Raw genomic sequence first — 22,867 nt, 5'->3', positions numbered from 1 at the left:
AGGAGCCACCGATGAACGCAGTCCTCATCGCCCTCCTGGCACTGCCGCTGCTCGGTGCGGCCCTCACCCTGGCGCCGGTGTTCGGCACCGACCCGGCCGTCGCCGACCGGCGCGCGCTGCGGCTGAACACCGTCCTCACCGGTGCCGTCCTCGTCCTCACCGTCATCCTGGCGGCCGGTTTCGACCACGACGAGCCCGCCCGGATGCAGGCCACCACCGACGTGTCCTGGATCCCGGCCATCGGTGTGCGCTTCCACCTCGGTGTGGACGGCGTCTCGCTGCCGCTGATCGTGCTGACCTCGCTGCTCACCTTCCTCTGCGCGCTGTACTCGGAGCGGCGGCTGCCGAGCGGGGAACACGTGCCCTCCGCCCGGGCCTTCACCGGGCTCTTCCTCCTCCTCGAAACCGGCATGCTCGCCACCTTCGCGGTGCTGGACCTCGTGCTCTTCTTCCTGGCCTTCGAGATCGTGCTGATCCCGATGTACTTCCTGATCGCCCGCTGGGGGAGCGGGGCGAAGGTGCCGGCCGCCAACCGGTTCATCCTGTACACGCTGCTCGGCTCGGCCGTGATGCTGCTCGGCTTCCTGCTGGTCGGCAGCAAGGCGGGCACCTTCGACATGCAGGCCCTGGCCGCCGCCCACGGCAGCGGCCTGAGCCACACCACCCAGGTGATCGCCGCACTGGCGATCATGATCGGGCTCGCGGTCAAGGCCCCCGCCTGGCCGCTGCACAGCTGGCTCCCGGACGCGCACACGGCGGCCCCGACCGTCGGCTCCGTGCTGCTCGCCGGTGTGCTGCTGAAGATGGGCACCTACGGTCTGGTCCGCGTCCTCCTCCCGGTCGTCCCCGACGGCACCGCGACGCTCGCCCCCTACCTGGGCGCGTTCGCCGCCGTCGGCATCGTCTACGGCTCGCTGGTCTGCCTCGCGCTCGCCCGGTCCGGAGCCAAGGGCGACCTCAAGCGCCTGATCGCCTACTCCTCCGTCGGCCACATGGGCTTCGTGCTGCTGGGCATCGCCTCCCTCACCCCGGTGGGCGTCAACGGTGCCCTGTTCGCCAACATCGCCCACGGCCTGATCACCGGCCTGCTGTTCTTCGTGGTGGGCGCGCTGAAGGACCGCTACGGCACGGCGGACCTCGACACCCTCGCCGGCTCCACCGGCGCCGCCCTCTACGGGCGGGCGCCGCGGATCGGCGCGCTGCTCGCCTTCGCGGCCGTCGCCAGCCTCGGCCTGCCCGGGCTGGCCGGCTTCTGGGGCGAGCTGCTCGCGATGTTCGGCGCGTTCGATCCGGCCGAGGGCCTGTCGCGCCCCGCCTTCGTCACCTACATGGTCCTGGCCGGTCTCGGCACCCTCCTCACCGCCGCGTACCTGCTGATCGTGGTCAAGCGCGTCTGCATGGGCGACCCGAAGCAGCCCGCCCCGGTGCCGGAGCTCGCCGATCTGCGCCCGTACGAGGCCGTCAGCTGGACGCCGCTGGCCGCCCTCACCCTGCTCGCCGGCCTCTGGCCCGCGCTCCTGCTCGGTCTCTCCGATCCCGCCGTCAAGCACCTCCTCGGGGGTGGCTGATCATGCTCGGCACCGCGCTCGGAGCCCAGCTCGCACTCGGACCTCACTCCACGGGGCAGCCCACTGTGACCTCCCTCGCCGTAGCCAACCCGGGCAGCCTGATCCAGTCCGTGGACTGGGTGGCGATCGCGCCCCCGCTGATCGCCGCCGTGGCCGCCCTCGCCGTGCTGGTCACCGACCTCTTCCTGCCCGCGCGCCACAAGAAGCTGCTCGGCCGGCTCACCGCGGCCGGACTCGCCCTCGCGCTCGTCTCCCTCCTCCCGCTGACCGGCGGCGGGCCCCGGGGCACCTTCTGCGTCCGGGACACCGGCACCGACGCCCAGAACGCCGGCTGCTCGTACGTGGCCGACCACTTCGCCCTGGTCTTCCAGCTGCTGGCGCTCGGCGGCGCGCTGATCGCCGCGCTGCTGTCGATGCACACCGTGGACGAGGAGGCGCCGGGCGGCGGCTCCGCCGCGGGGCTGCCCCGCGGCGAGTACTGGTTCCTGCTGCTCTCCAGCGCCACCGGTGCCGCCCTGCTGCCCGCCGCCCGTGACCTCGCCACCCTGGTGGTCGCCCTGGAGGTGGCCTCGCTGCCGGCCTTCGCGCTGGTCGCGCTGCGCCGCGACGGCCGGGGTGCCGAGGCCGCGCTGAAGTTCTTCCTCTCCTCCGTCACCGCGACCGCCGTGATGCTGCTGGGCGTCGGCTTCGTCTACGCCGCCAGCGGCAGCCTGCACCTCGCGCTGATCGGCCACGGCCTGGACGGCGTCCCCGGACAGCTCAAGCCGCTGGCCGAGGCCGGTGCGGTGCTCACCCTGGTCGGCTTCGCCTTCAAGGTCGCCGCCGCCCCGTTCCACTTCTGGGTGCCCGACACCTACACCGGTGCCCCGCTGCCGGTGGCCGGCTACCTCTCGGTGGTCGGAAAGGCGGCGGGCCTGGCCGGTCTGGCGCTGGTCACCACGATCGCCTTCCGCCCGTACGCGCACACCTGGGGTCTGGCGCTCGCGGTGCTGGCCGCCGTCACCATGACGGTCGGCAACGTGGGCGCGCTGCGCCAGCGCTTCGACACCTCGTACAGCGCGGTGCGGCTGCTCGCCTGGTCCTCCGTCGGCCAGGCCGGCTATCTGCTGGTGCCGCTGGCCGCCGCCGGCTACGCGCCCACCGGGACCGACCCGCTCGGCGCCACCGCCGCGTACGCGCTGATCTACGGCGTGGTGAACCTGGGCGCCTTCGGTGTGGTCGCCGCCGTCGGCCGCCGGGCCGGGACCAGGGTCGACGACTTCCGCGGCCTGTTCGCCCGGCGCCGCTGGACGGCTCTGGCGCTCGCCTTCTTCCTGCTCTGCCTGGCCGGGCTGCCGCCGGGCGTGGTCGGTCTGTTCGGCAAGGTGGTGGTGTTCCGCGCCGCCGTCGACTCCGGGCTGGGCTGGCTGGCCGTGGTGATGGCCGTCAATGTGGTCATCGCCCTGTACTACTACCTGCTCTGGACGGCGCGGCTCTTCGCGCCGGCGGCGGACGGCGGGAAGGCGGCGGTAACGGCCCCCGAGCCACGGCTGCCCGCCTCGCTGGCCGCCACCCTCGGCCTCACCGCCTCGGCCGCCGTGGTGCTCTCGGTGGCTCCGCAGCTGGTCCTCCAGGTGGCCGGCGGCACGCTGTTCTGAGCCCCGGCCGGCGGTGCGGGGGATCCGGCGACCGGGTGTCGCGGTGGTCACAAGGGAACAAGGCCGACGGCCCCACCCGTTGAGCGGGCAGAGGGACGAGGCAGAAAGGGCTTCCCCACCGCGCACCATTGGAGGGCCTGCCGTGCACCGCCGGCACAACGGACTGAGGACCGCCGCACTGCTCGGTGGCCTCTCGGCGCTGATCCTGGTGATCGGCAGCTTCTTCGGCCGTACGGGTCTGGTGATCGCCCTGCTGGTCGCCCTCGGGACCAACGCCTACGCCTACTGGAACAGCGACAAGCTCGCCCTGCGCGCGATGCGGGCCCGCCCGGTGAGCGAGATCGAGGCGCCGCAGCTGTACCGGATCGTCCGCGAGCTCTCCACCTCGGCCCGCCAGCCGATGCCCCGGCTCTACATCTCGCCGACCCCGGCCCCGAACGCCTTCGCCACCGGCCGCAACCCGCGCAACGCCGCCGTCTGCTGCACCGACGGCATCCTGCAGCTGCTGGACGAACGCGAGCTGCGGGGCGTGCTGGGGCACGAGCTGAGCCACGTCTACAACCGGGACATCCTGATCTCCTCGGTCGCCGGGGCGCTCGCCTCGGTGGTGATGTTCCTGGTGAACTTCGCCTGGCTGATCCCCTTCGGCCGCAGCGAGGACGACGACGGCCCGGGGCTGTTCGGGATGCTCGCGATCATGATCCTCGGCCCGCTCGCGGCCTCGCTGATCCAGCTGGCCGTCAGCCGCTCCCGCGAGTACCAGGCCGACGCCGACGGCGCCCGGATCACCGGTGACCCGCTCGCCCTGGCGAGCGCCCTGCGCAAGCTGGAGATCGGGACCAGGCAGCTGCCGCTGCCGCCGGAGCCCCAGCTCCAGACCGCCAGCCACATGATGATCGCCAGCCCGTTCCGGCCCGGCGAGGCCGGCGCCAAGCTGTTCTCCACCCACCCCCCGATGGCCGAGCGCATCGCCCGGCTGGAGCGGATGGCGGGCCACCGCGGCTGAGCCGCCGGCTCGCGGCCCGGGTGGCCCTGGCAGCCCTGTGTCGGCCCTGGCGCGGCCCGGGTCAGCCGGTCACGCAGCGCGCCCGTACCTGAGCGGGGGTACGGGCGCGTGGACGGGCCTGTGGTGCCGGGTGGCGCGGAGCGCGGTCAGTGCGCGGCCTGCTCCGGGCGGTAGACGCAGAGCGCCCAGATGATGAAGACGTCGAGCGCGATCACGACGAGCGACCAGAGCGGGTAGTACGGCATGGACAGGAAGCTCTCGGCGGCGCTCAGCACGGTGAGGACGATACCGGCGTACCGGGCCCAGGCGGCTCCCCGGAGGACGAAGAGACCGACCACCGCGACCAGCGCGCCGACGACGATCTCGATCCAGCCCCATCCGGTGAGATCGAACCGGAACACGTACCGCGGGGTGGCGATGAACAGCTCGTCGTTCGAGACCGCCATGATGCCCCGCAGCACCTCCATGAAGCCGTTCAGCAGCATCAGGACACCCGCGAACATCACCAGGCCGGGGGCCCAGTCGCTGAACCGCTGCCCGGGCGGGGCGCCGGACCCGGCGCGCCAGGGCTGTGGCTGCTCGGGGCCGGCCGGCGGGGTGCCCGAAGCGCTGTTCATCTGCTCCTCCAGGGCCGAACGGACATGTGCTCCTCCAAAAGCCGAACGGACATTCGGACTTCGACCGTCTGCCGGGCCCGGGCGGCCGGCAACCGGGCCGCGCCTGTTCGGGTGACGCGTCGTGCGTGCCCCGGACGCCCACCGGCGGCGACTGGTAGTGGTTGTCCGACCACTGTCCGGGCCCGGTCCGGCCCCGAGCACGGAAGGCGCGGTGCGTGACTCTTCTGCCGCAGGACGTCGTGGAGCAGGCCCCGCACCCGTCGCACGCTCCCCGGCTGGACCGCTGGCTCTCCGTCCGGCGGCGCCGCCGCGGCCAGGCCCTGGTGGGCTGGCTGACCACCACCGACCACAAGCGCATCGGCACCCTCTACATCACCACCGCGTTCCTGTTCTTCCTGGCCGGCGGGGTGATGGCGATGCTGATGCGGATCGAGCTGGCCCGGCCGGGGCTCCAGCTGCTCTCCAACGAGCAGTTCAACCAGCTGTTCACCATGCACGGCACGATCATGCTGCTGATGTTCGCGACGCCGCTGTTCGCCGGCTTCGCCAACTGGATCATGCCGCTCCAGATCGGCGCGCCCGACGTGGCCTTCCCCCGGCTGAACGCGCTCGCCTACTGGCTCTACCTGTTCGGCTCGCTGATCGTCATGGCGGGATTCCTGACCCCCGACGGCGCGGCCGACTTCGGCTGGTTCGCCTACGCGCCGCTGAACGGAGCCGAGCACAGCCCCGGCATCGGCGCGGACCTGTGGATCATGGGGCTGGCGTTCTCCGGTTTCGGCACCATCCTGGGCTCGGTCAACTTCATCACCACCGTCGTCTGCTTCCGGGCCCCCGGGATGACGCTGTTCCGGATGCCGATCTTCGTCTGGAACATCCTGCTGACGGCGGTGCTGGTGCTGTTCGCCTTCCCGGTGCTGGCGGCGGCGCTGCTCTGCCTGGAGGCGGACCGCAAGTTCGGGGCGCACGTGTTCGACGCGGCCAACGGCGGGGCGCTGCTCTGGCAGCACCTGTTCTGGTTCTTCGGCCACCCGGAGGTGTACATCATCGCGCTGCCGTTCTTCGGCATCGTGACCGAGGTGATCCCGGTCTTCAGCCGCAAACCCGTCTTCGGCTACCCCGGCCTGATCGGGGCGACCATCACCATCACCGGGCTGTCGGTCACGGTCTGGGCGCACCACATGTTCGTCACCGGGCAGGTGCTGCTGCCGTTCTTCTCGATCATGACGATGCTGATCGCGGTGCCGACCGGGGTGAAGTTCTTCAACTGGATCGGCACCATGTGGCGGGGCTCGCTGAGCTTCGAGACGCCGATGCTCTGGACGGTCGGCTTCCTGGTCACCTTCCTCTTCGGCGGTCTGACGGGCGTTCTGCTGGCGGCCCCGCCGATCGACTTCCACGTCTCGGACTCGTACTTCGTCGTCGCCCACTTCCACTACGTGGTCTTCGGCACCGTCGTCTTCGCGATGTTCGCCGGCTTCCACTTCTGGTGGCCCAAGTTCACCGGCAGGATGCTGGACGAACGGCTCGGGCGGATCCACTTCTGGACGCTCTTCGTCGGCTTCCACTCCACCTTCCTGGTGCAGCACTGGCTCGGCGCCGAGGGCATGCCCCGCCGCTACGCCGACTACCTGGCCGCCGACGGTTTCACCACCCTGAACACCGTCTCCAGCATCGGATCCTTCCTGCTGGGGATCTCCACGCTGCCGTTCCTCTACAACGTCTGGCACACCGCGCGGTACGGCGAGAAGGTCACCGTGGACGACCCGTGGGGCTACGGCCGCTCGCTGGAGTGGGCCACCTCCTGCCCGCCGCCGCGGCACAACTTCGTCACCCTGCCGCGGATCCGCTCCGAGTCCCCGGCCTTCGACCTGCACCACCCCGGGATCGCCGCGCTCGACCGGCGGGAGAACGCGCGCGAACCGCTGCGCTGACCGGCCGGGCCGCCGCGCTGCCGGGCCGCGCTGCCGCCCCGGGCCGCTCGTTAGGATGACAGCGTGTCCCGCCGGCCGCGGGGCGCACCATCCGGAGGGAGTGGCCGTCATGGCAGAGGAGAGACACGGCCAGGCGGCCGGGGATCCGCGTGCCCGGCGGCGCGGCCAGGGCGAGCTGGAGGCCCAGGTCCTGGCGGTGCTCCAGCGAGCGCCGGGACCGGCCACGGCGGGGTGGGTGCAGGAGCGGCTGGACGGCGACCTGGCGTACACCACCGTGATGACCATCCTGTCCCGGCTGCACGCCAAGAAGGCCGTCTCCCGGACGCGTTCGGGCCGTTCGTACCTGTGGCAGGCGTCCTCCGACGCGGCGGGTCTGGCCGCGCTGCGGATGCGCCGGATGCTCGACGGCGAGGCCGACCGGGACGCCGTGCTGGCCAGCTTCGTCAGTGCTCTGCTGCCGCACGACGAGGAGTTGCTGCGGGCGCTGCTCGACACCGCGTCCGCCGATCCGGCAGTGGCCGACCGTGAGAGCTGACCCGTGGGCTTCTTCGTCTTCCTCCCGCTCATCCTGCCGCTGACGGCGGTGCCGATCGCCCGTCTCACCGAGCAGCATCTGCATCCGCGGGCCGCGACCCGCCTGCTGACCGTGATCAGCGCGGTGATGGCGGTGTGCAGTGCGCTCTGCCTCGGCCTGATCGGCGTGGTGGGCACGGCGCAGATCCCGGGCAACCCGCTGCCGGACAGCTGGTCCGACCCGGAGGTGCGGGCGGCGCTGCCGTACCACGAGACGGTCGGCACGGCGGCGATCTGCCTGCTGGTCGTGGTGACCGGGGCCTGCCTGCGGACGGTCGTGCGGCATCTGCGGGTGCGGGCCCGGGCGCGGCGGGCGCTGGACGGGCTGCCGGCCGGGCCGGCCGACGATCTCGCGGTGCTGCCGGACGAGAGCCCGTACGCGTACGCGCTGCCCGGGTCGCCCGGGCGGGTGGTGGTGTCGACGGGCATGCTGGCCGGGCTGGCCGAGGACGAGCGGGAGGCGCTGCTCGCGCACGAGCGGGCGCACCTCGTCCACCGGCACCACCGCTATCTGCTGACCACTCAGCTGGCGGGCAGCGTCAACCCGTTCCTGCGGCCGTTGCGGCAGGCGGTGGCGTTCAGTGCGGAGCGCTGGGCGGACGAGGAGTCGGCCCAGGCGGTGGGGGACCGGCGGATCACGGCGCGCGCGGTGGCGCGGGCGGCGCTGGTCTCGCGCCAGGCGCCGACCCCCGGGTTCGCGGCCTTCGCCGCCCCGGCGCCCGTTCCCGGCCCGGTGCCGCGCCGGGTGGCCGCGCTGCTCGGCCCGGTGCCGTCCACGCGGAACTGGCCGCCGGCGCACACCCGGGCGGGGCTGGCCGCGATGGTCGCCGCGGTGGGTACCGCGGCGTCGGCGCTCTGCGCGCTCAACGCGGCGGTCGCGCTGCTGCTGGTGCTGAAGGCCGTTACGCCGCTGTAGGCCCGCCGTGCCCTCGGGGCCGGCCCTGGCCTGGTCGGCGGCCGTCGATCGAACGTTTGTTCCTTCCTGTTCTATTGAGGCAGGGGTTCGTATGCATGGCGCCCAAGGGGGCGCCCGGCTGCATATGAGGGCGTGCGCGGCGTTTTGCACGCCGGTGCCGGGCTGTGCGGAATCGATTCCTCCCTTGGTGAGGGCGTGCCTTCCGTGGAGAAGCCGCCGTTCCGGGCCGGTCTGCGGGTCCGAAAAAACCGGCCGACCGGCCGATCGATAGTCATATTTTCTTAACTATCGATTTGTGATCTGAACTTATCACTCCTAGGGGTGACGGGGCTGGACAGGCCGCCGGGGTGTCGACAATCTTGACGCGAAGTAAGGACCAATCACGTATGCCGAGTTGACCGCAGGCCGGTCAGCGGAATTCTTGGGAGACATCCCGTGGCGGAAGCCCGAGCAGAGTCGGCCCCCGTTATCCAGCAACGTGACACCAGGCGTCAGTTACGCACCGCCCCGATCGCGGCCACCACCCTGTGGGCCGGCACCCTGGCCGAGGTGTTCGATGCCCGGCTGTTCCGGGCCAGTACCGAATCGGTGGCCAGCCGGCTGGAAAAGCACCTGGCCGACGTGGCGATCCGAGGGCTCGAACTCACCGATCCCGAAATCCTGACCAAGACGGCCCGCGGGCTGATGACCCCGGAACGGGACCGGATCGCCGCCTTCGACGAGGAGCGGTTGTCGGCAATCGTCGACCTCTATGTCCGGACCGGAATCCAGGTCCATTCTCCCGGGGCCATGGGGCGGCAGTTCTCGGGGGTGATCCCGCTCGCCGGGGTCGTCGATTTCGTGAGTTCGGTGGTCAATCAGCCGTCCTCGTTCTACGAGGCGGGCCAGCTGCCCAATGTGGCGGAACGCATCATGGCGGAGGAGCTCAACCGGTTCATCGGGTGGGAACCGGACAGCTTCGCCATGGTGACGACCTCCGGGGGCTCCCTGGCCAATCTCACCGCGCTGCTGGCGGCGCGGAACAAGCACTTCCCGGACTACTGGTCACAGGGCGGCGGCGCGCTCGCCGGGCGGCCCCGGCCCGCCATCGCGGTCGGCGCGGACGTGCACTACAGCGTCTCGCGGGCGGCCGGGGTGATGGGGATCGGCGACGAGCAGCTCGTCCGCCTGCCCCTCGGCGCCGACCAGCGGATCTGCCTGGACCGGGCGCGCGCGGCGCTGGCCGAGGCCGAGCGGCGCGGGCTGGAGGTGTTCTGCCTGGTCGCCTCGGCCGGCACCACCGCGGTGGGCGCCTTCGACCCGATCGACGGGCTCGCCGACCTCGCCCGGGAGAAGGGCATCTGGCTGCACGTGGACGGTGCCCACGGCGCCAGCCTGCTAGTCTCCGACAAACTCCGGGGAAAGCTCGGCGGAATCGAGAAGGCGGATTCGCTGACCTGGGACGCGCACAAGATGATGTTCGTCCCGGCGCCCTGCACCCTGCTGTTCTACCGGGACAAACGGGACAGTCTCGGGGCATTCCGCCAGCAGGCCAGCTACGTTTTCGACGAGCAGCCGGACATCTACACGGCGCTGGACAGCGGGGACAAGAACTTCGAGTGCACCAAGCGCCCGATGATCATGCCGCTGTGGGCGCTCTGGAGCATCCACGGGCGGGCCCTTTTCGCGGAGAAGATCGAATACCTCTGCCAGCTGACCGAGGATATCCACCGCATTCTGGTGGACGAGCCGGACTTCGAACCCGTGCACCGGCCGGAGGCGAACATCCTCTGCTTCCGGCACCTGCCGGACGGCCTCGGCGAGAACGAGGTGCACCGCCTCCAGCTGGATATCCGGAACCGGCTCAAAATCCAGGGCAATTTCTTCATCTCCAAGGTCGACATCGACGGGGTGGCCGCCCTGCGGGTGGTCATGATGAACCACCGGACCACCACCGAGCATTTCCGGATGCTGCTCGGCGAGATCAGGCGGGCCGGATACGGCCTGCGCCACCGCGACCACAGCAGCGACAGTGAATAGGAATTCGACGATGAGCCCAGTGAGCGTTCCGCAGACCCGGACGCCGACCGTCGACGCCGCCGAGCTGGCGGTCCGGCTGATCCCCGACTGGGAGCTGAAGCCGGACTCGGTCGACGCGGTCGGCAAGCTCCCCACCTTCCTCAGCCGGATGCGCGAGGCCGAGCGGGCCTGCCACGCCCCGTACAGCGAGCTCCCGCACGAGGTGCAGGACGCGCTGGTGCTGCGCCGGCTGCAGCAGATGGTCAACACCGCGCTGCTCAACCCGCTCTGGCGCGAGCGGCTGGCCGGTGGTGGCATCGCCGGCGCCCCCGCGACGTACGAGGACTGGCAGCGCGTCCCGCTCTCCGACAAGGACGTCCAGCGCGACTTCTTCATGGACGGCCGCCCCGGCATGGTGGTGCCGATCGCGGCGGGCGGCTTCGAGATCGTGGCCAGCGGCGGCACCACCAGCGGCCGCCCGCTGGAGACCGTCTACTCGCTGCGGGAGCTGCGCGACACCTACGAGGTGGCCGGCCACTTCATGGGCACGTACCAGCTCGACGAGTACCTGGGCGGCACCGATCCCAAGTGGCTCTACACCACGCTGGCCGACTACCAGATGTGGAGCAGCGGCACCATGGTCGGCGGGGTGCTGGCCAACGTGCCCGGCATCAACTACATCGGCGCCGGCCCGGTGACCGCCCCGGTCCTGGAGCACATGTTCTCCTACCCAGGCCCCAAGGCGCTGATGGGCATCACCGCGGGCATCGCGATCCTCGGTGAACTCGGCGCCGGGATGAGCCGGGAGGCCAAGGAGAGCTTCCGGGTCGCGCTGTACGGCAGCGGGGTGCTGCCGCAGCGCAAGCGGGCCGAACTGCAGGCGATGTACCCGAACCTGGCGATCCTCAGCTACTTCGCCGCCACCCAGGCCGAGACCATCGGCCTCCAGCTGCGGGAGGAGTCGCCCTTCCTGGCCGCGGTCCCCGGTCTGCACCTGGTGGAGATCGTGGACGAGCACGGCCGCTGGGTCGCCGAGGGCGAGGAGGGCGAGCTGGTCGTCACCCGGCTGCACGCCCACGAGGCGCCGCTGCTGCGGCTCAAGCTCGGCGACCGGATGATCCGCCGGCCGCGGCTGGACGGGCCCGGGCTGAAGGCCGAGCAGTTCGAGTTCGCCGGCCGGACCGGGGACATCCTGCACCTGAACGACAGCCAGTACTCCGCCCGGCGCGCCTACGAGGCCCTCCGGGACGAGCTGCGGCGGGCCGGGACGGTCGACCTGGACGAGGTGGCGCACGAGATCCAGTTCGTGAACCACCGGGAGAGCAGGACCATCACGCTGCTCGCCTCGGTGGACGACGTGCCCGGCCTGACCTACCGGGCGGACACCGGGCTCGGGCCGTACGGGCTGCAGCGCGTCTTCGTCAACGCCCTGCCGCGCGCCCTGTCCCTGTTCAACCAGGGCGAGGCGAATCCGGCGTCGATCGAGAAGACCGGCTACCGGTTCCTGCTCACCTTCGTGCCCCGGTCCTCGACCGAGATCGAGCGGACGAGCGTGGGCAAGGTGCCGCTGGTCCGGGACCGCGGCTAGCGCGGACCCGACACCGAACAACCGTAGAGGACAGGAGTGTTATGAAGCCGCAGGTCAACATCGCCGTGGTGGTGGACGTCATCGGGGCGCTCTCGGCCGGCACGCTGCTCGACGGGAACCTCACCCTGGTGGACGACGGATCGTTCCAGAGCACCGGCCAGGGCACGCCCGAGCTGTGCACCGTCGTCGCCCCCGGCCAGGTGATCCAGTGGTCCGCGCTCGCGGTGGACCTCCAGACGCCGGTCGACATCAGGAGCATCACCTTCCTCGGGGCGGGCCACGGCGCGGAGCCGGACCCGGAGGACTTCACCGAGGAGGGCGAGAAGCTCGACCTCGACGTCTGGACCGGCGTGGTGCCGCCGTACATGACCCCCGGGGTGCCGTACCGGTACCGCCTCGAACTGCAGATGTACGAGGGCCCGCACAGCGTGCTGCACATCGACTCGCCCGCGCTGATGTGCATCTGACGGCACGCGCCGTCCACGGCACGCGGATCTGACGGAACTCCCCCGAACGACAACGAGAAAGGCGGGCTCATGCCCCAACAGCTAGCGGTCATCGTGCTGGTGGACGTCGGCAACGCGCTGGCGGCCCGGACGCTGCGGGACAACACCTACCTGTTCGACAACATGAAGCTGCACGGCTCCGAGGGCGAGGGCACCGGCGACCTGGTGACCATCATCAACGGCTCCTACTGGCAGGACGGCTCGCAGGCGAGCGAGCAGGTGCTCAACTGGCTCCCGTACAGCCTCGGTTCGATCCCGCCGACGGTCCCGCGCGGCTACCAGGCCGACCGGGCGCGGCAGGCCGACCAGCAGGCGCTGACGGAACTGGCGGCGCTGGCCGACGGATCGGGCACGGTCAGCGCGGCCGATCTCGGCCGGATCCGGCGCACCGCCGGCAAGCGGGTACGCACCACGGCCGGCACCCGCGGCCTCTCCGGCCAGAAGATGCTGGACGTGACCGGCCAGCTGGTCGCCGACGGCGGGACGTCCGCGCACAGCTACCCCTCCCCGGTGATCACCGACATCATCGGGGAGGCGGTGGACCAGAAGATCATCTACCCGGCCGAGTACGGCTCGCCGGACCTGGTGACGGACGGCTGGTACTGGTCCGCGACGATCGACACCTCCCGGCCCGGCACCTACCGCTACACGATGAAGATCCAGCTCCACGACCTGGTGCGGAAGGGCGAGGACTGGGTCTGGGAGCCGGTGAACCTCAGCTTCGACTCCCGGCTCAAGATCGTCACCGAGCCGCGGCGCAACGCCTTCACCGGGACGGGCATGGGCTACCTCCCCATCCCGCTCGGCGCCCCCGCCTGATCCGCCACCGTCGACGAACGAGGAGGAGAGCAGATGACCACCCCCGCGAGCAACAGCGGTAGCAGCACCGGCGGCGGCAAGGCCAAGCAGGCCCCGCGCAAGGCCGGTTCGCAGCGGCCGATCTCGATCACCGCCGTCGTGGACTGCGTGGGCGCCCTGGCGTCCCGCAGCACCAGCGGCCATCTCTACCTGTACGACACCAACAAGGCCGGCGGCTCGACCGGGTTCGGCACCGAGGAGCTGCGTACCAAGGTCAAGGCCGGCGACCAGCTGCTCTGGAACGTCCTGGCGCTGGAGTGCGAGGCGTTCGTCGCCATCGACGACATCGTGATCGACCCGGACATCTGCGAGCCGGAGCGCAAGGTGTACCCCGGCACCGACGTCGCCTACTGGACCGCGACGGTGAAGAAGGACGCCGGCGGCGTGGTCCCGTACCGGCTGAAGTTCAAGCTGGGCACCCGGGACGCGCCGATCACCGCCGCGCTGTCGCCGGCCCTGGTCGGCTAGACCACTTTCGCACCCAACTCCACACCGAAGGAGGAACGTTGACGAGCGCGAAGCTCAACAGCGTTGAGGAGAAGCAGAATCCGGGCCAGCTGAACTCGGTCCAGCTCAACGTCGTCACCCTGGTCAACATGGAGCGGGCGGCCGCCACCGGCTCGCTCGCCGACGCGATGTACATGATGGACAACAGCGTCGGCGGTTCCGGCCAGGGCACGTCGCACCTGGAGACGGTCTGCAAGCAGGGCCAGGTCCTGAACTGGATCATCCGCCCGATCGACATGGAGAAGCGGCTGGACGGCACCTGGCCGCCCATGCCGAAGATCAACAACATCGTCTTCCTGGACACCGAGGCCGGTGACGAGGAGGACGTCGCGGAGCGGAAGATCTTCACCGAGCTGAAGATCTACGGCATGCCCGACCGCATGCGCGACAAGTTCACCCCCGTCTACTACTACTGGGCGGGCACCGTGCTCAGCACCGCCAAGCCGGGCCTCTACCGGTACCGGCTGGTCGTCGAGCTGGAGCAGGAGCACACCAAGGAGAAGCTCTACCTGAACACGGTCGACCACCCCGCCCTGCGGGTCCTCGCGGTCTGACCCCCGCCCACGCCCTCCACGACGGCCCGCCGGTCTGCCCCCGGCGGGCCGTCGCGGCGTTCCGGAGCCGGTGGGGACCCACCGGAACGGGTATAGGCCACCCGGGGGAGACCGTCCGTGGGAGGCTGGGCAGTATGAAGGTGATCGATTTCGTCCTGAACGTGCTCTGGCTGATCTTCTGCGGCATCTGGATGGCCATCGGCTATGTCGTCGCCGGCATCATCTGCTGCGTCCTGATCATCACCATTCCGTTCGGCATCGCGTCGTTCCGCATCGCCGGCTATGTGATCTGGCCGTTCGGCCGCACCACCGTGGAGAAGCCGGGCGCGGGCGCGCCGTCCTGCGTCGGGAACGTCATCTGGCTGGTGTTCGCCGGGTGGTGGCTGGCGATCGGGCACCTGATCACCAGCATCCCGCTGTTCCTGTCGGTCATCGGGATCCCGTTCGGCTGGGCCAACCTGAAGATGATCCCGATCTCGCTGATGCCGCTGGGCCGCGAGGTCGTCGCCACGGACGAGCGGTTCGGCGGGCGCTGAACCCGGCCGGCCGTCCGGCCGGGGGTGCGGGGTGGCGCCGGGGGCCGCAGCATGGAGGGCACGGGGGGTTCGACGTCCGGGCGCCGGGCGGTGGCGTGAGGAGATGCGATGGAGCCGAACGAGCCGCCGGACGCGGAGCGGTCGGCCGAGGCCGAAGCGCGGGTCGAGCTGCTGCGGGCGATCACCGACGAGGTCCACGCGCTGGGCGGGTACCCGGGGCAGCACCATCGTGCCCTGGTCGAGCTGGCGCACGCGTACGCCCTGGTGACCGACGGCCGGGGAGCGGCCGCCACCTCCAGCCCGGAGCAGCAGCTGTAGCCGGAGCCGGAGGTGACGTGATGGCGGGCGGTTCCGAGAGGAGTGGCGGCACGCCGGGGGTGGACCCCCGGCTGCTGGGCTCGGTGTTCACCGGGCTCTCGGCCGGCCTGCTCGTGCTGGACCCTGGCGGGCGGATCCTGGCCGCCAACCCGAGGGCCGAGGAACTGCTGGGCCGCCGGGCGGCGGCGATGGCCGGGGAGGACGCCCACGAGCTGCTGCACCGGGGGCCGGGCGGCACGGAGATCCCGCGCGAGCTGTGCGTCCTGCTGGCGGTCGCCGAGCACGGCCGGCCGGCGTGGGGGGAGAGCGACACCTTTCTGACCGGGGACGGGAAGGTACTGCCGGTGCGGTGGTCGGCGGCGCCGGTGGCCCGGGACGGGCGCGTTCTGGGGCTGGCCGTGCTGTTCGCCGATATCGCCGGAAGCAGCGCGCCGGTCGGGCGGGAGGCGGGCCGGGTGGACCTGCTGGAGGACCTGGCCGAGCGGCTGACCCTGGTCGGCGAGGTCACCGAGGTGCTGTCGGAGACGCTCGACATCGAGGAGGCGCTGGACCGGCTGGGCCCGCTGCTCGTGCCCCAGCTGGCCGACTGGGTGGCCGTCGACCTGCGGACCGCCGAGGGCGACGTCCGCCGGGTCGCCGTGCTGGGACCGAAGGGCCGGGCCACCGCGCTGGAGGCGTGGCGGGGACCGCTCCCCCCGCCCACCTCGGAGTTCCGGTCGGCGCTGGCCCGCGTCCTGCACGGTGCGGAGCCCGTGGTGATCGACGCCCGGGAGATGGCCCGGCTGCCGGACGACCCGCTCGCCGCCGTACAGGCCGGCTTCCTGCGCGCGCTCGGGGCGACCTCGGCGGCCGTCGTCCCGCTGACCAGCGCCCGCGAGATCACCGGCGCGATGACGGCGGTCCGGACCGTTCGCGACCGGCCGTTCACCGCCCGCGAGCTCGCCCTGCTCGCCGACATCGGCCACCGGGCGGGCGTGGCGATCGACAACGCCCGGCTGTTCGGGGAGCAGCGCGACATCGCCACGGCCATGCAGCACCACCTGCTCACCGACCTGCCGCAGGGCCGGGACCTGCGGCTGGCCGCCCGGTACCAGCCCGCTCCGGCGGGGTCGCGGGTCGGCGGCGACTGGTACGACGCCTTCCTGCTGAAGGACGGGACGACCGCGCTGGTGATCGGCGATGTCATCGGCCACGATCTGCAGGCCGCCGCCCGCATGGCGCAGTTGCGGAACATCCTCCGGGCGCTGGCCTGGGACCGGGGCGAGCCGCCCGCCGCCGTGGTCGCGCGGCTCGACGACGCCATGGCCGGTCTCACGGACGTCCCGATGGCCACCATGGTCCTCGCGTATGTCGAGGGCCCGGCGGGCGGGCCCTGGCTGCTGCGCTGGACCAGCGCGGGACATCCGCCGCCGCTGCTGGTAGCGGCGGCCGGCCCGGCCGGTGGCGGGGCGCCCGGTGACGGCGCGCGCTACCTGGAGGCGGGACAGGGCCTGCTCCTCGGGGCGGGAGGTGACTCCGGGCGCCGGGACGGGGTCGAGCGGCTGCCGCCCGGCTCGACGCTGCTGCTCTTCACCGACGGCCTGGTCGAGGTGCCGGGCGCCGATCTCGGGGCCGGTCTGGAACGGCTCCGAGAGCTCGGCGCGGGCCTGGCGGGGCGTCCGCTGGGGAAGTTCTGCGACGGGATCCTCCGGAGCGTGCCGTCCGGCAGCACCGACGACACGGCCCTCCTCGCGCTGCGGCTGCCGTCGGCCTGAGGGTCGGCCCGGGCGCGGCCCGACCGACCGCCACGGCCGGGGCGGTCGGTCAGCGGGCCGGTCAGCCGGTCAGGGAGGCGGCCGCCAGGTCCGCCACGGCGGAGCGGGCGGCGGCCAGGGAGGCGGCGGCGAGCGGCTGGAGGCCGGCCAGGGCGGGGATGTCGTCGGCCCGGGTGAGTTCGGCGTGGACGAAGTGCAGTGCGCTGTCGGGGACGCCGAGATTGGTGAAGTAGGCGCGCAGGTAGGGGGTCTGGAAGTCGAAGGCCTCACGAGGGGTGCCCGGGCCGTAGCCGCCGCCGCAGGCGGTGACCACCACGACGCGGGTACCGTCCAGGAGGCTCCGGCCGGTGGCGGGATCGGTGTACGCGCCGGGGAAGCTGACCCGGTCGATCCAGGCCTTCAGCGCGGCGGGAACGGTGAAGTTGTACATCGGCACGCCCAGCAGCACGGTGTCCGCTGCCAGCAGTTCGGCGATCAGCGGCTGGGTGAGGGCCCATTCGCGCCGCTCGTCCGGGCCCTCGGCCAGCGCGGACACCTCGGCGGGCGACAGCACGCCGCGGCGCTCGGCCCGGCGGCCGAGGGGGGCGTAGGCGGGGCCCAGGAGGGGCACCTGGTCGGCGGCGAGGTCCCGGTAGCGGTAGCCGGACGCGCCGTGCCGGGCCCGCCAGGCGTGCGCGAAGCGGGCGGTCAGGTCACGGCTGACCGATTCGCCCGGGAGGTCTGCGCTTGAATCCAGGTGCAGCAGGGTGGTGGTGGTCATCGGGGTCTCTCCTCGTCACCTCGGTGGTGGGTGGATCGTCATCTCCGTGACGGGGTGGCCCGAGGAAAGGTGACCGATGGACGGACGCGAGGAACCGGCGGACGGGTGCGAGGAACTGGCGGCGCGGTTCGAGGGCGAGCGCGGCCGGCTGCGGGCCGTCGCGCACCGGATGCTGGGCTCGGCGGCGGAGGCGGAGGACGCCGTGCAGGAGGCCTGGCTGCGGCTCGGCCGGGCGGACGCGGCGGCGGTCGAGAACCTGCCCGGCTGGCTGACCACCGTCGTCTCCCGGATCTGCCTCGACCTGCTGCGGGCACGGGCGGTACGGCGGGAGGAGCCGACGGGGGAGCGGCTGCCGGACGGGGCCGGCGAGGACGGTGGTCCCGAGGAGGCGGCGCTGCTGGCCGAGGAGGTCGGCCGGGCCCTGCTCGTGGTGCTGGACCGGCTCGGGCCCGCGGAGCGCGTCGCCTTCGTGCTGCACGACGGCTTCGCGGTGCCCTTCGAACAGATCGCGCCCATCGTCGGGCGCACCACGGTGGCCGCCAAGAAGCTCGCCAGCCGGGCCCGGCAGCGGGTGCGGGGCCCGGCCGCGGTGCCGGCGGCGGAACTGGCCGGGCACCGCGAGGTGGTGGAGGCCTTCCTGGCCGCCTCGCGCGGCGGCGACCTCGACGCGCTGCTCGCGGTGCTGGCGCCGGACGTGGTCCGCCGGGCCGATCCGGCCGCGCTGCCCGCCGGGCGGGCGGCGGTGGCGCGTGGCGCCCTGGTCGTCGCGGGGGAGACGCTGGTGTTCGGGCGGCGGGCGCGGTTCGCGGCGCCCGCCCTGGTGAACGGGGACGTGGGGGTGGTGGTCGCGCCGGGCGGGCGGCTGCGGCTGGTCCTGCTGGTGACGGTGGAGCGGGGGCGGGTCGCGGCGTACGAGGTGATCGCCGATCCGGAGCGGATCGCCCGGCTGGACCTGGCCCTGCTGCCGGACGGGTGACCGCCGGGGCCGTGTCCTGACTTGCCCTGTCCTGTCCTGTCCTGCCCTGACCGGCCCGGTCAGGTCAGGTCAGGGCGCCTCGGCGATCTGGACGATCATCTTGCCGGTGTTGGCGCCCCGGAGCATGCCGAGGAAGGCGTCCACCACGTGCTCGAAGCCCCGCACGACGGTCTCGTCCGGCACGACGGCGCCGGAGCGCAGATGCGGGACGAGGAAGTCGTACAGCTCCGGCCTGGCGTCCAGGTGGTTGCGGACCAGGAAGCCCTCCAGCCGCAGGCTCTTGCCGACCACGTCGAAGAGGTTGCGGGGCGCGGCCGGCGGCTGCCGTAGGTGGTTGTACTGGGCGACGGCGCCGCACCAGGCGATCCGGCCGTGCTCGCGCAGCGCGGTGATCGCGCCTTCGAGGTGGTCGCCGCCGGCGTTGTCCAGGTAGACGTCGAGGCCGTCGGGGGCCGCCTCGCGGAGCCGGTCGGCGATCGGGGCGTCGTGGTAGTCGAACGCGGCGTCGAAGCCGAGGTGTTCGGTGAGGTGCCGGGCCTTGGCGGCGGAGCCGGTGCTGCCGATGATCCGGCCGGCGCCGAGCAGGCGGGCGAGCCGGCCGGCGGCGGTGCCGACGCCGCCGGCGGCCGCCGAGATGAAGATCGTCTCGCCGGGCTGGAGCCGGGCGACCCTGGTCAGGCCGACCCAGGCGGACAGCCCGGTGCCGCCGAGGGCGCCGAGGTGGGCGGTGAGCGGGACGCCCTCGAAGGCGGGCAGCGGGGTGGCCTCGGCCGCGGTGACCACCGAGTGGGTGCGCCAGGCCCTGCGGTGGAACACCAGTTCGCCGACCGGCAGGGCGGGGGTGCGGGACTCGACCACCCGGCCGAGGGTGCGGCCCTCCAGCGGGGCGTTGAGCTCCCAGCCGCCCTCCTCCATCTCCTCGCGCATGTACGGGTCGACGGACTGGTGGATGTTCTCGACGAGCGCCTCGCCCGCGGTGAGCGCGGGGACGGTCTCGTCGAGGAAGGCGAAGTCGTCGGCGGTGGGCGGGCCCGACGGGCGGGCGACCTGGTGGACGACGCGGGCGATGGGGCGGGACATCGGGTGCTCCGGGGGTGGTGGCGGGCGCGGCGGACGTGATCACCGTAGGAAGGCGGCCGGGTCCCGGGCAGGGGCCGGCGTCGATGGAAGGCCGGGTTCCATGAGCAGCATTGATGGATGCCGGTAGATTCGGCGCATGAGCGATCTCGCCCCGCACGAACTGCGCATCCTGGTCGCCGTCGAGCAGGAACAGGGCTTCACGGCGGCGGCCGCGCGCCTGGGGATGACCCAGTCCGCCGTCTCGCACGCCGTGCGCTCCTGCGAACGGAAGCTCGGTGCGGTGCTCTTCGACCGCGGACGCCACGGCGCCCGCGCCACGGACGCCGGCGCGCGGGCCGTCACGTACGCCCGCCGGATCCTGCGGCTGCTGGAGGTGATGGGACCGGAGGTGCGCGGCGCCGGGGCCGGGGACGCGGCCGGGGAGGTGACCGGGCCGCTGCGGATCGTGGCCTTCCGCAGCGTCGCGGCCCACCTGCTGCCGCCCGTCCTGGCCCGGCTCACCGCCCGCCACCCCGGGCTGACGCCGCAGGTCCGGATCGTCCGCGAGCTCGGCCGCGGCGCGGCCGGCGAGGTCGCCGACGGCCGCGCCGACCTCGGGCTCGCCACACTCGACGACTCCGCCCCGCCGCCCGTCCCCGGTCTGCTGGCGGTGCGGCTCTTCGAGGAGTCGTACGCGCTGGTGCACCCGCAGGGCCATCCGGCGCCGCGCGGGCTGCCGCTGGTCGACTGGGACGAGAACTGCGGCTCCTACACCCGCGACTGGTGGGACCGACAGGACTGGATCCCGCCCGCGACCATCGACGTCGAGGACGACTCGGTCGCCGTCTCGCTGGTCTCCCAGGGCCTCGGCATGGCGATCATGCCCCGGACGGCCCTGCTCGGCGCCCCGGACGGCCTGGCCGTCACCGGCCTCGGTCCGCGGCCGCCGACCCGGTTCGTCGGGTACGTCACCACGCCCGAACTGGCCGGTACGGCGCCCGTCCGGGCGCTGATCCGCGAACTGCGGGCGCTCGCCCTGCCGGAGGGGTTGGAGCGGGTCTGACACATGAGGGCCGTCAGGCAGCCGAGCCGCCCGCCGATGCCCGCTCGCCCGACGCCCGCTTGCCCGACACCCGCCCGCCCGTCGTCTTCGTCAGCGCACGACCGCCGAGACCGGTCGGTGGCGTAGCGCCCAGGCGGCCGCCGACGCGGCGCAGGGCACCGCGACCAGGAGGCACACCCCGGCCACCAGCCCGACCGGCCGCCACGGCACCACCCACGGCGCCGGCACCCCGAGCAGCGCCAACCCGGTTCGCATGGCGGCCAGCTGGACGGCGGCCACCGCGCAGCCCAGCACCGCGCCGACCGCCGCCACCAGCGCCGACTCGGCCGTCGCCAGCCGCACCACCTGGGCCCGGGTGGCGCCCGCCAGCCGCCACAGGGCGAGCTCCCGGCGCCGGTCGGCGGTGGCCATGACGACGGTGTTGGCGAGCGCGAGGCCGGTGTACACCAGGGCGAGGCCGAGGACCAGGACGGTGCGCAGCCAGGCGATCCGGCCGGTGGCGGGTGCGGTGGCGGCGAGCCAGTCGTCCCGGGTGCGGACCGTCGCGCCGGACGGCCCGGCGGCGGCCCGTACCCGCGTGGTGGCGGCGGCCCGGTCGGTGCCGGGGGCGAACCGGACCTCGATCCGGTCGACCCGTGCGCCCGGGGCGTTGCGGGCGGTCACATAGAGGCCGTTGTCGCCGAGGCCGTCGCGCAGGACGGCGGCCACCCGCAGCGTCGTCCGGCTGCCGTCCGCCCGGATCACCGGCACCGGCTCGCCGACCGTCGTCCGCCCCCACCCGGCGGGCAGCACGATGCCGTCGTCGTCCAGAGCGGTCACCGAGCCGGCCGTCACGGGCAGCCGTGCGACCGCCGCCAGCCCGGCCGGATCGGCCGTCCGGGCCTCGGACCCGACGGCGATGCCGTCCGGCTCGATCAGGGCGAGCGTGGTGGGCCCCGACGGGGAGACGGTGACGCCGGGGACGGCGCGCAGCGCCTCGGTGAGCGCAGCCAGGGTCGGGGCCGGGGTCGCCGTCGTGCCGGGGACGACCACGAGATCGGCGGCGGTCCGCGCGTCGGCCTCGGCCGTCCGGGCGGCGCTCACCGTGTCCAGCGCCCCGGCCAGCGAACCGGTCAGGGCCACCGCGATCAGCACCGGCGCGGCGATCGCCCCGCTGCGGCGCAGGGCCGCCGTGGCGTTCTCCCGGACCAGCCGGCCGGTGTACCGGGTCAGCCGGGCCGGGAGCCAGGTGAGGGCGCGGATCACCGGGCGGGCGAGGACCGGGGCGAGCAGCCCGCAGGCGCTGATCAGCAGCATCGGCTGGGTGGTGTAGGTCTTGCGGTGCAGGAGGTCGGCGGGGTCGGTGACGAGCGCCGTTCCGGTCAGCACGGCGGCGGTCAGCAGCAGCCCGAGGCCCCAGAGCCACCGGCCCGCGGTCATCACGCCGGTGTCGAGGTCGGCCACCCGCAGGGCGTCCAGGGGGCCGGCCCGGCCGGCGCGGCGGGCCGCCACCGCCACCCCGGACAGGGTGACGAGCAGACCGGACCAGAACGCGGCGTGCAGCGGCCAGGCCTGCTGGCCCGGTACGAAGCCGGGCGGCGCCATGCCGGCCTCCACCAGCCATCGCACCAGGCCCGGCGCGGCGAGCCGTCCGAGCGCGCAGCCCGCGGCGGAGGCGGCCGCGCCGAGGAGGAGCGCTTCGGTGAGAACGCTCCGCCGGACCTGCGCCCGGGTCGCGCCGGCCAGCCGGAGCAGGCCGAACTCGCGGCGGCGTTGGGCGACGGCGTAGGAGAAGGTGGACGCGACGACGAACGCCGAGACGAAGGCACTCACCCCGCCCGCCGTGCCGAGCGCCGCCACCAGCGAGACCAGCGCCTCCCCGCCGGGTGCGCCGACGGCGGTGGCGAGCCCCAGCAGCATCACCGCCGTCATCGCGACCCCGAGCGCGAGGGCCACGAACGCTCCGACGAGCGACGTCCAGCGGGTCTTCAGCGAGGTGATCGCGATCCGTACCATTCCCATGCCGCCAGCCAACCGTCGGCGGGCACGGCCGGTCAGCGGGCCAGGGTCTACTCCGTGGGGTGGGGCGGGCCCTACCGACGCGGTCCCGGTGGGTGCCTAGGGTGGGCGTCGGCCCGAACGAGGCGGCGGGCCGGAGCC

At 73.0% G+C, this 22,867-nt stretch carries 21 protein-coding genes; 17 read left to right on the top strand and 4 right to left on the bottom strand.

Features of this window, described 5'->3' with window-relative positions:
• The first annotated feature begins 11 nt into the window (after window positions 1-11).
• The 3 genes from ACIQIB_RS01770 (at window position 12) to htpX (ending at window position 4,211) form a co-directional block, all read left to right on the top strand.
• Window positions 12-1,568 carry a NuoM family protein gene (locus ACIQIB_RS01770; RefSeq protein ID WP_400756205.1) on the top strand — a complete coding sequence of 519 codons (1,557 nt, stop codon included), beginning with the start codon at window positions 12-14 and terminating at the stop codon, window positions 1,566-1,568.
• 2 nt (window positions 1,569-1,570) lie between these two features.
• Window positions 1,571-3,205: an NADH-quinone oxidoreductase subunit N gene (locus ACIQIB_RS01765; RefSeq protein WP_400654446.1), complete on the top strand. Its 1,635-nt coding sequence runs from the start codon at window positions 1,571-1,573 to the stop codon at window positions 3,203-3,205.
• Between the two features lie 142 nt (window positions 3,206-3,347).
• Window positions 3,348-4,211, top strand: a complete 864-nt coding sequence (gene htpX, locus ACIQIB_RS01760) for a zinc metalloprotease HtpX (protein ID WP_363605918.1) — start codon at window positions 3,348-3,350, stop codon at window positions 4,209-4,211.
• 146 nt (window positions 4,212-4,357) lie between these two features.
• On the opposite strand, the gene ACIQIB_RS01755 is transcribed toward htpX, so the two are convergent.
• Window positions 4,358-4,828, bottom strand: a complete 471-nt coding sequence (locus tag ACIQIB_RS01755) for a hypothetical protein (RefSeq protein ID WP_363605916.1) — start codon at window positions 4,826-4,828, stop codon at window positions 4,358-4,360.
• A gap of 275 nt (window positions 4,829-5,103) precedes the next feature.
• Between ACIQIB_RS01755 and ctaD the strand changes: the two genes are divergently transcribed.
• The 12 genes from ctaD (at window position 5,104) to ACIQIB_RS01695 (ending at window position 16,870) form a co-directional block, all read left to right on the top strand.
• Entirely contained in the window at window positions 5,104-6,762 is a 1,659-nt protein-coding gene (gene ctaD, locus ACIQIB_RS01750) for a cytochrome c oxidase subunit I (RefSeq protein ID WP_400756311.1), read from the top strand.
• 109 nt (window positions 6,763-6,871) lie between these two features.
• Window positions 6,872-7,297, top strand: a complete 426-nt coding sequence (locus tag ACIQIB_RS01745; RefSeq protein ID WP_363605914.1) for a BlaI/MecI/CopY family transcriptional regulator — start codon at window positions 6,872-6,874, stop codon at window positions 7,295-7,297.
• Window positions 7,298-7,300: 3 nt separating this feature from the next.
• Complete coding sequence (locus tag ACIQIB_RS01740; RefSeq protein WP_363605913.1) at window positions 7,301-8,251, top strand: M56 family metallopeptidase; 951 nt, start codon at window positions 7,301-7,303, stop codon at window positions 8,249-8,251.
• A 435-nt stretch (window positions 8,252-8,686) separates the two neighbouring features.
• Window positions 8,687-10,270 carry a pyridoxal phosphate-dependent decarboxylase family protein gene (locus tag ACIQIB_RS01735; protein ID WP_400756204.1) on the top strand — a complete coding sequence of 528 codons (1,584 nt, stop codon included), beginning with the start codon at window positions 8,687-8,689 and terminating at the stop codon, window positions 10,268-10,270.
• A 10-nt stretch (window positions 10,271-10,280) separates the two neighbouring features.
• A complete protein-coding gene (locus tag ACIQIB_RS01730) occupies window positions 10,281-11,837 on the top strand; it encodes a hypothetical protein (protein WP_363605911.1) in 1,557 nt (518 codons plus the stop codon).
• A 41-nt stretch (window positions 11,838-11,878) separates the two neighbouring features.
• Entirely contained in the window at window positions 11,879-12,304 is a 426-nt protein-coding gene (locus ACIQIB_RS01725) for a hypothetical protein (protein ID WP_400654455.1), read from the top strand.
• Window positions 12,305-12,373: 69 nt separating this feature from the next.
• Window positions 12,374-13,162 carry a hypothetical protein gene (locus ACIQIB_RS01720; RefSeq protein WP_400756203.1) on the top strand — a complete coding sequence of 263 codons (789 nt, stop codon included), beginning with the start codon at window positions 12,374-12,376 and terminating at the stop codon, window positions 13,160-13,162.
• 33 nt (window positions 13,163-13,195) lie between these two features.
• Window positions 13,196-13,669 carry a hypothetical protein gene (locus tag ACIQIB_RS01715; RefSeq protein WP_363605907.1) on the top strand — a complete coding sequence of 158 codons (474 nt, stop codon included), beginning with the start codon at window positions 13,196-13,198 and terminating at the stop codon, window positions 13,667-13,669.
• 38 nt (window positions 13,670-13,707) lie between these two features.
• Window positions 13,708-14,262 carry a hypothetical protein gene (locus ACIQIB_RS01710; protein WP_400756202.1) on the top strand — a complete coding sequence of 185 codons (555 nt, stop codon included), beginning with the start codon at window positions 13,708-13,710 and terminating at the stop codon, window positions 14,260-14,262.
• 134 nt (window positions 14,263-14,396) lie between these two features.
• On the top strand, window positions 14,397-14,798 hold the full coding sequence (locus ACIQIB_RS01705) for a YccF domain-containing protein (RefSeq protein WP_363605904.1): 402 nt from the start codon (window positions 14,397-14,399) through the stop codon (window positions 14,796-14,798).
• A 108-nt stretch (window positions 14,799-14,906) separates the two neighbouring features.
• Entirely contained in the window at window positions 14,907-15,116 is a 210-nt protein-coding gene (locus ACIQIB_RS01700; protein ID WP_400756201.1) for a hypothetical protein, read from the top strand.
• Between the two features lie 20 nt (window positions 15,117-15,136).
• Window positions 15,137-16,870: a SpoIIE family protein phosphatase gene (locus ACIQIB_RS01695; RefSeq protein ID WP_363605901.1), complete on the top strand. Its 1,734-nt coding sequence runs from the start codon at window positions 15,137-15,139 to the stop codon at window positions 16,868-16,870.
• 61 nt (window positions 16,871-16,931) lie between these two features.
• On the opposite strand, the gene ACIQIB_RS01690 is transcribed toward ACIQIB_RS01695, so the two are convergent.
• On the bottom strand, window positions 16,932-17,630 hold the full coding sequence (locus ACIQIB_RS01690) for an NAD(P)H-dependent oxidoreductase (RefSeq protein WP_363605899.1): 699 nt from the start codon (window positions 17,628-17,630) through the stop codon (window positions 16,932-16,934).
• A gap of 76 nt (window positions 17,631-17,706) precedes the next feature.
• On the opposite strand from ACIQIB_RS01690, the gene ACIQIB_RS01685 reads away from it, so the two are divergent.
• Window positions 17,707-18,606 (top strand): sigma-70 family RNA polymerase sigma factor, encoded by a 900-nt coding sequence (locus ACIQIB_RS01685; RefSeq protein WP_400756200.1) that lies wholly within the window; start codon window positions 17,707-17,709, stop codon window positions 18,604-18,606.
• Between the two features lie 69 nt (window positions 18,607-18,675).
• On the opposite strand, the gene ACIQIB_RS01680 is transcribed toward ACIQIB_RS01685, so the two are convergent.
• On the bottom strand, window positions 18,676-19,686 hold the full coding sequence (locus ACIQIB_RS01680) for an NADP-dependent oxidoreductase (RefSeq protein ID WP_400756199.1): 1,011 nt from the start codon (window positions 19,684-19,686) through the stop codon (window positions 18,676-18,678).
• Window positions 19,687-19,822: 136 nt separating this feature from the next.
• Between ACIQIB_RS01680 and ACIQIB_RS01675 the strand changes: the two genes are divergently transcribed.
• A complete protein-coding gene (locus ACIQIB_RS01675) occupies window positions 19,823-20,728 on the top strand; it encodes a LysR family transcriptional regulator (protein ID WP_400654471.1) in 906 nt (301 codons plus the stop codon).
• A 90-nt stretch (window positions 20,729-20,818) separates the two neighbouring features.
• Here the strand turns inward: ACIQIB_RS01675 and ACIQIB_RS01670 are convergent, their stop codons facing one another.
• The gene (locus ACIQIB_RS01670) at window positions 20,819-22,729 is read right to left on the bottom strand and encodes an FtsX-like permease family protein (protein ID WP_400756197.1); all 1,911 of its coding nucleotides are present in this window, start codon (window positions 22,727-22,729) and stop codon (window positions 20,819-20,821) included.
• Between the last annotated feature and the right edge of the window lie 138 nt (window positions 22,730-22,867).

It is taken from the genome of Kitasatospora sp. NPDC092286 (assembly GCF_044755565.1).
In the GTDB taxonomy this organism is placed as follows: domain Bacteria; phylum Actinomycetota; class Actinomycetes; order Streptomycetales; family Streptomycetaceae; genus Kitasatospora.
Note: the sequence above shows the minus strand (reverse complement) of the source record. Positions and strands in the feature narration are given on the sequence as shown.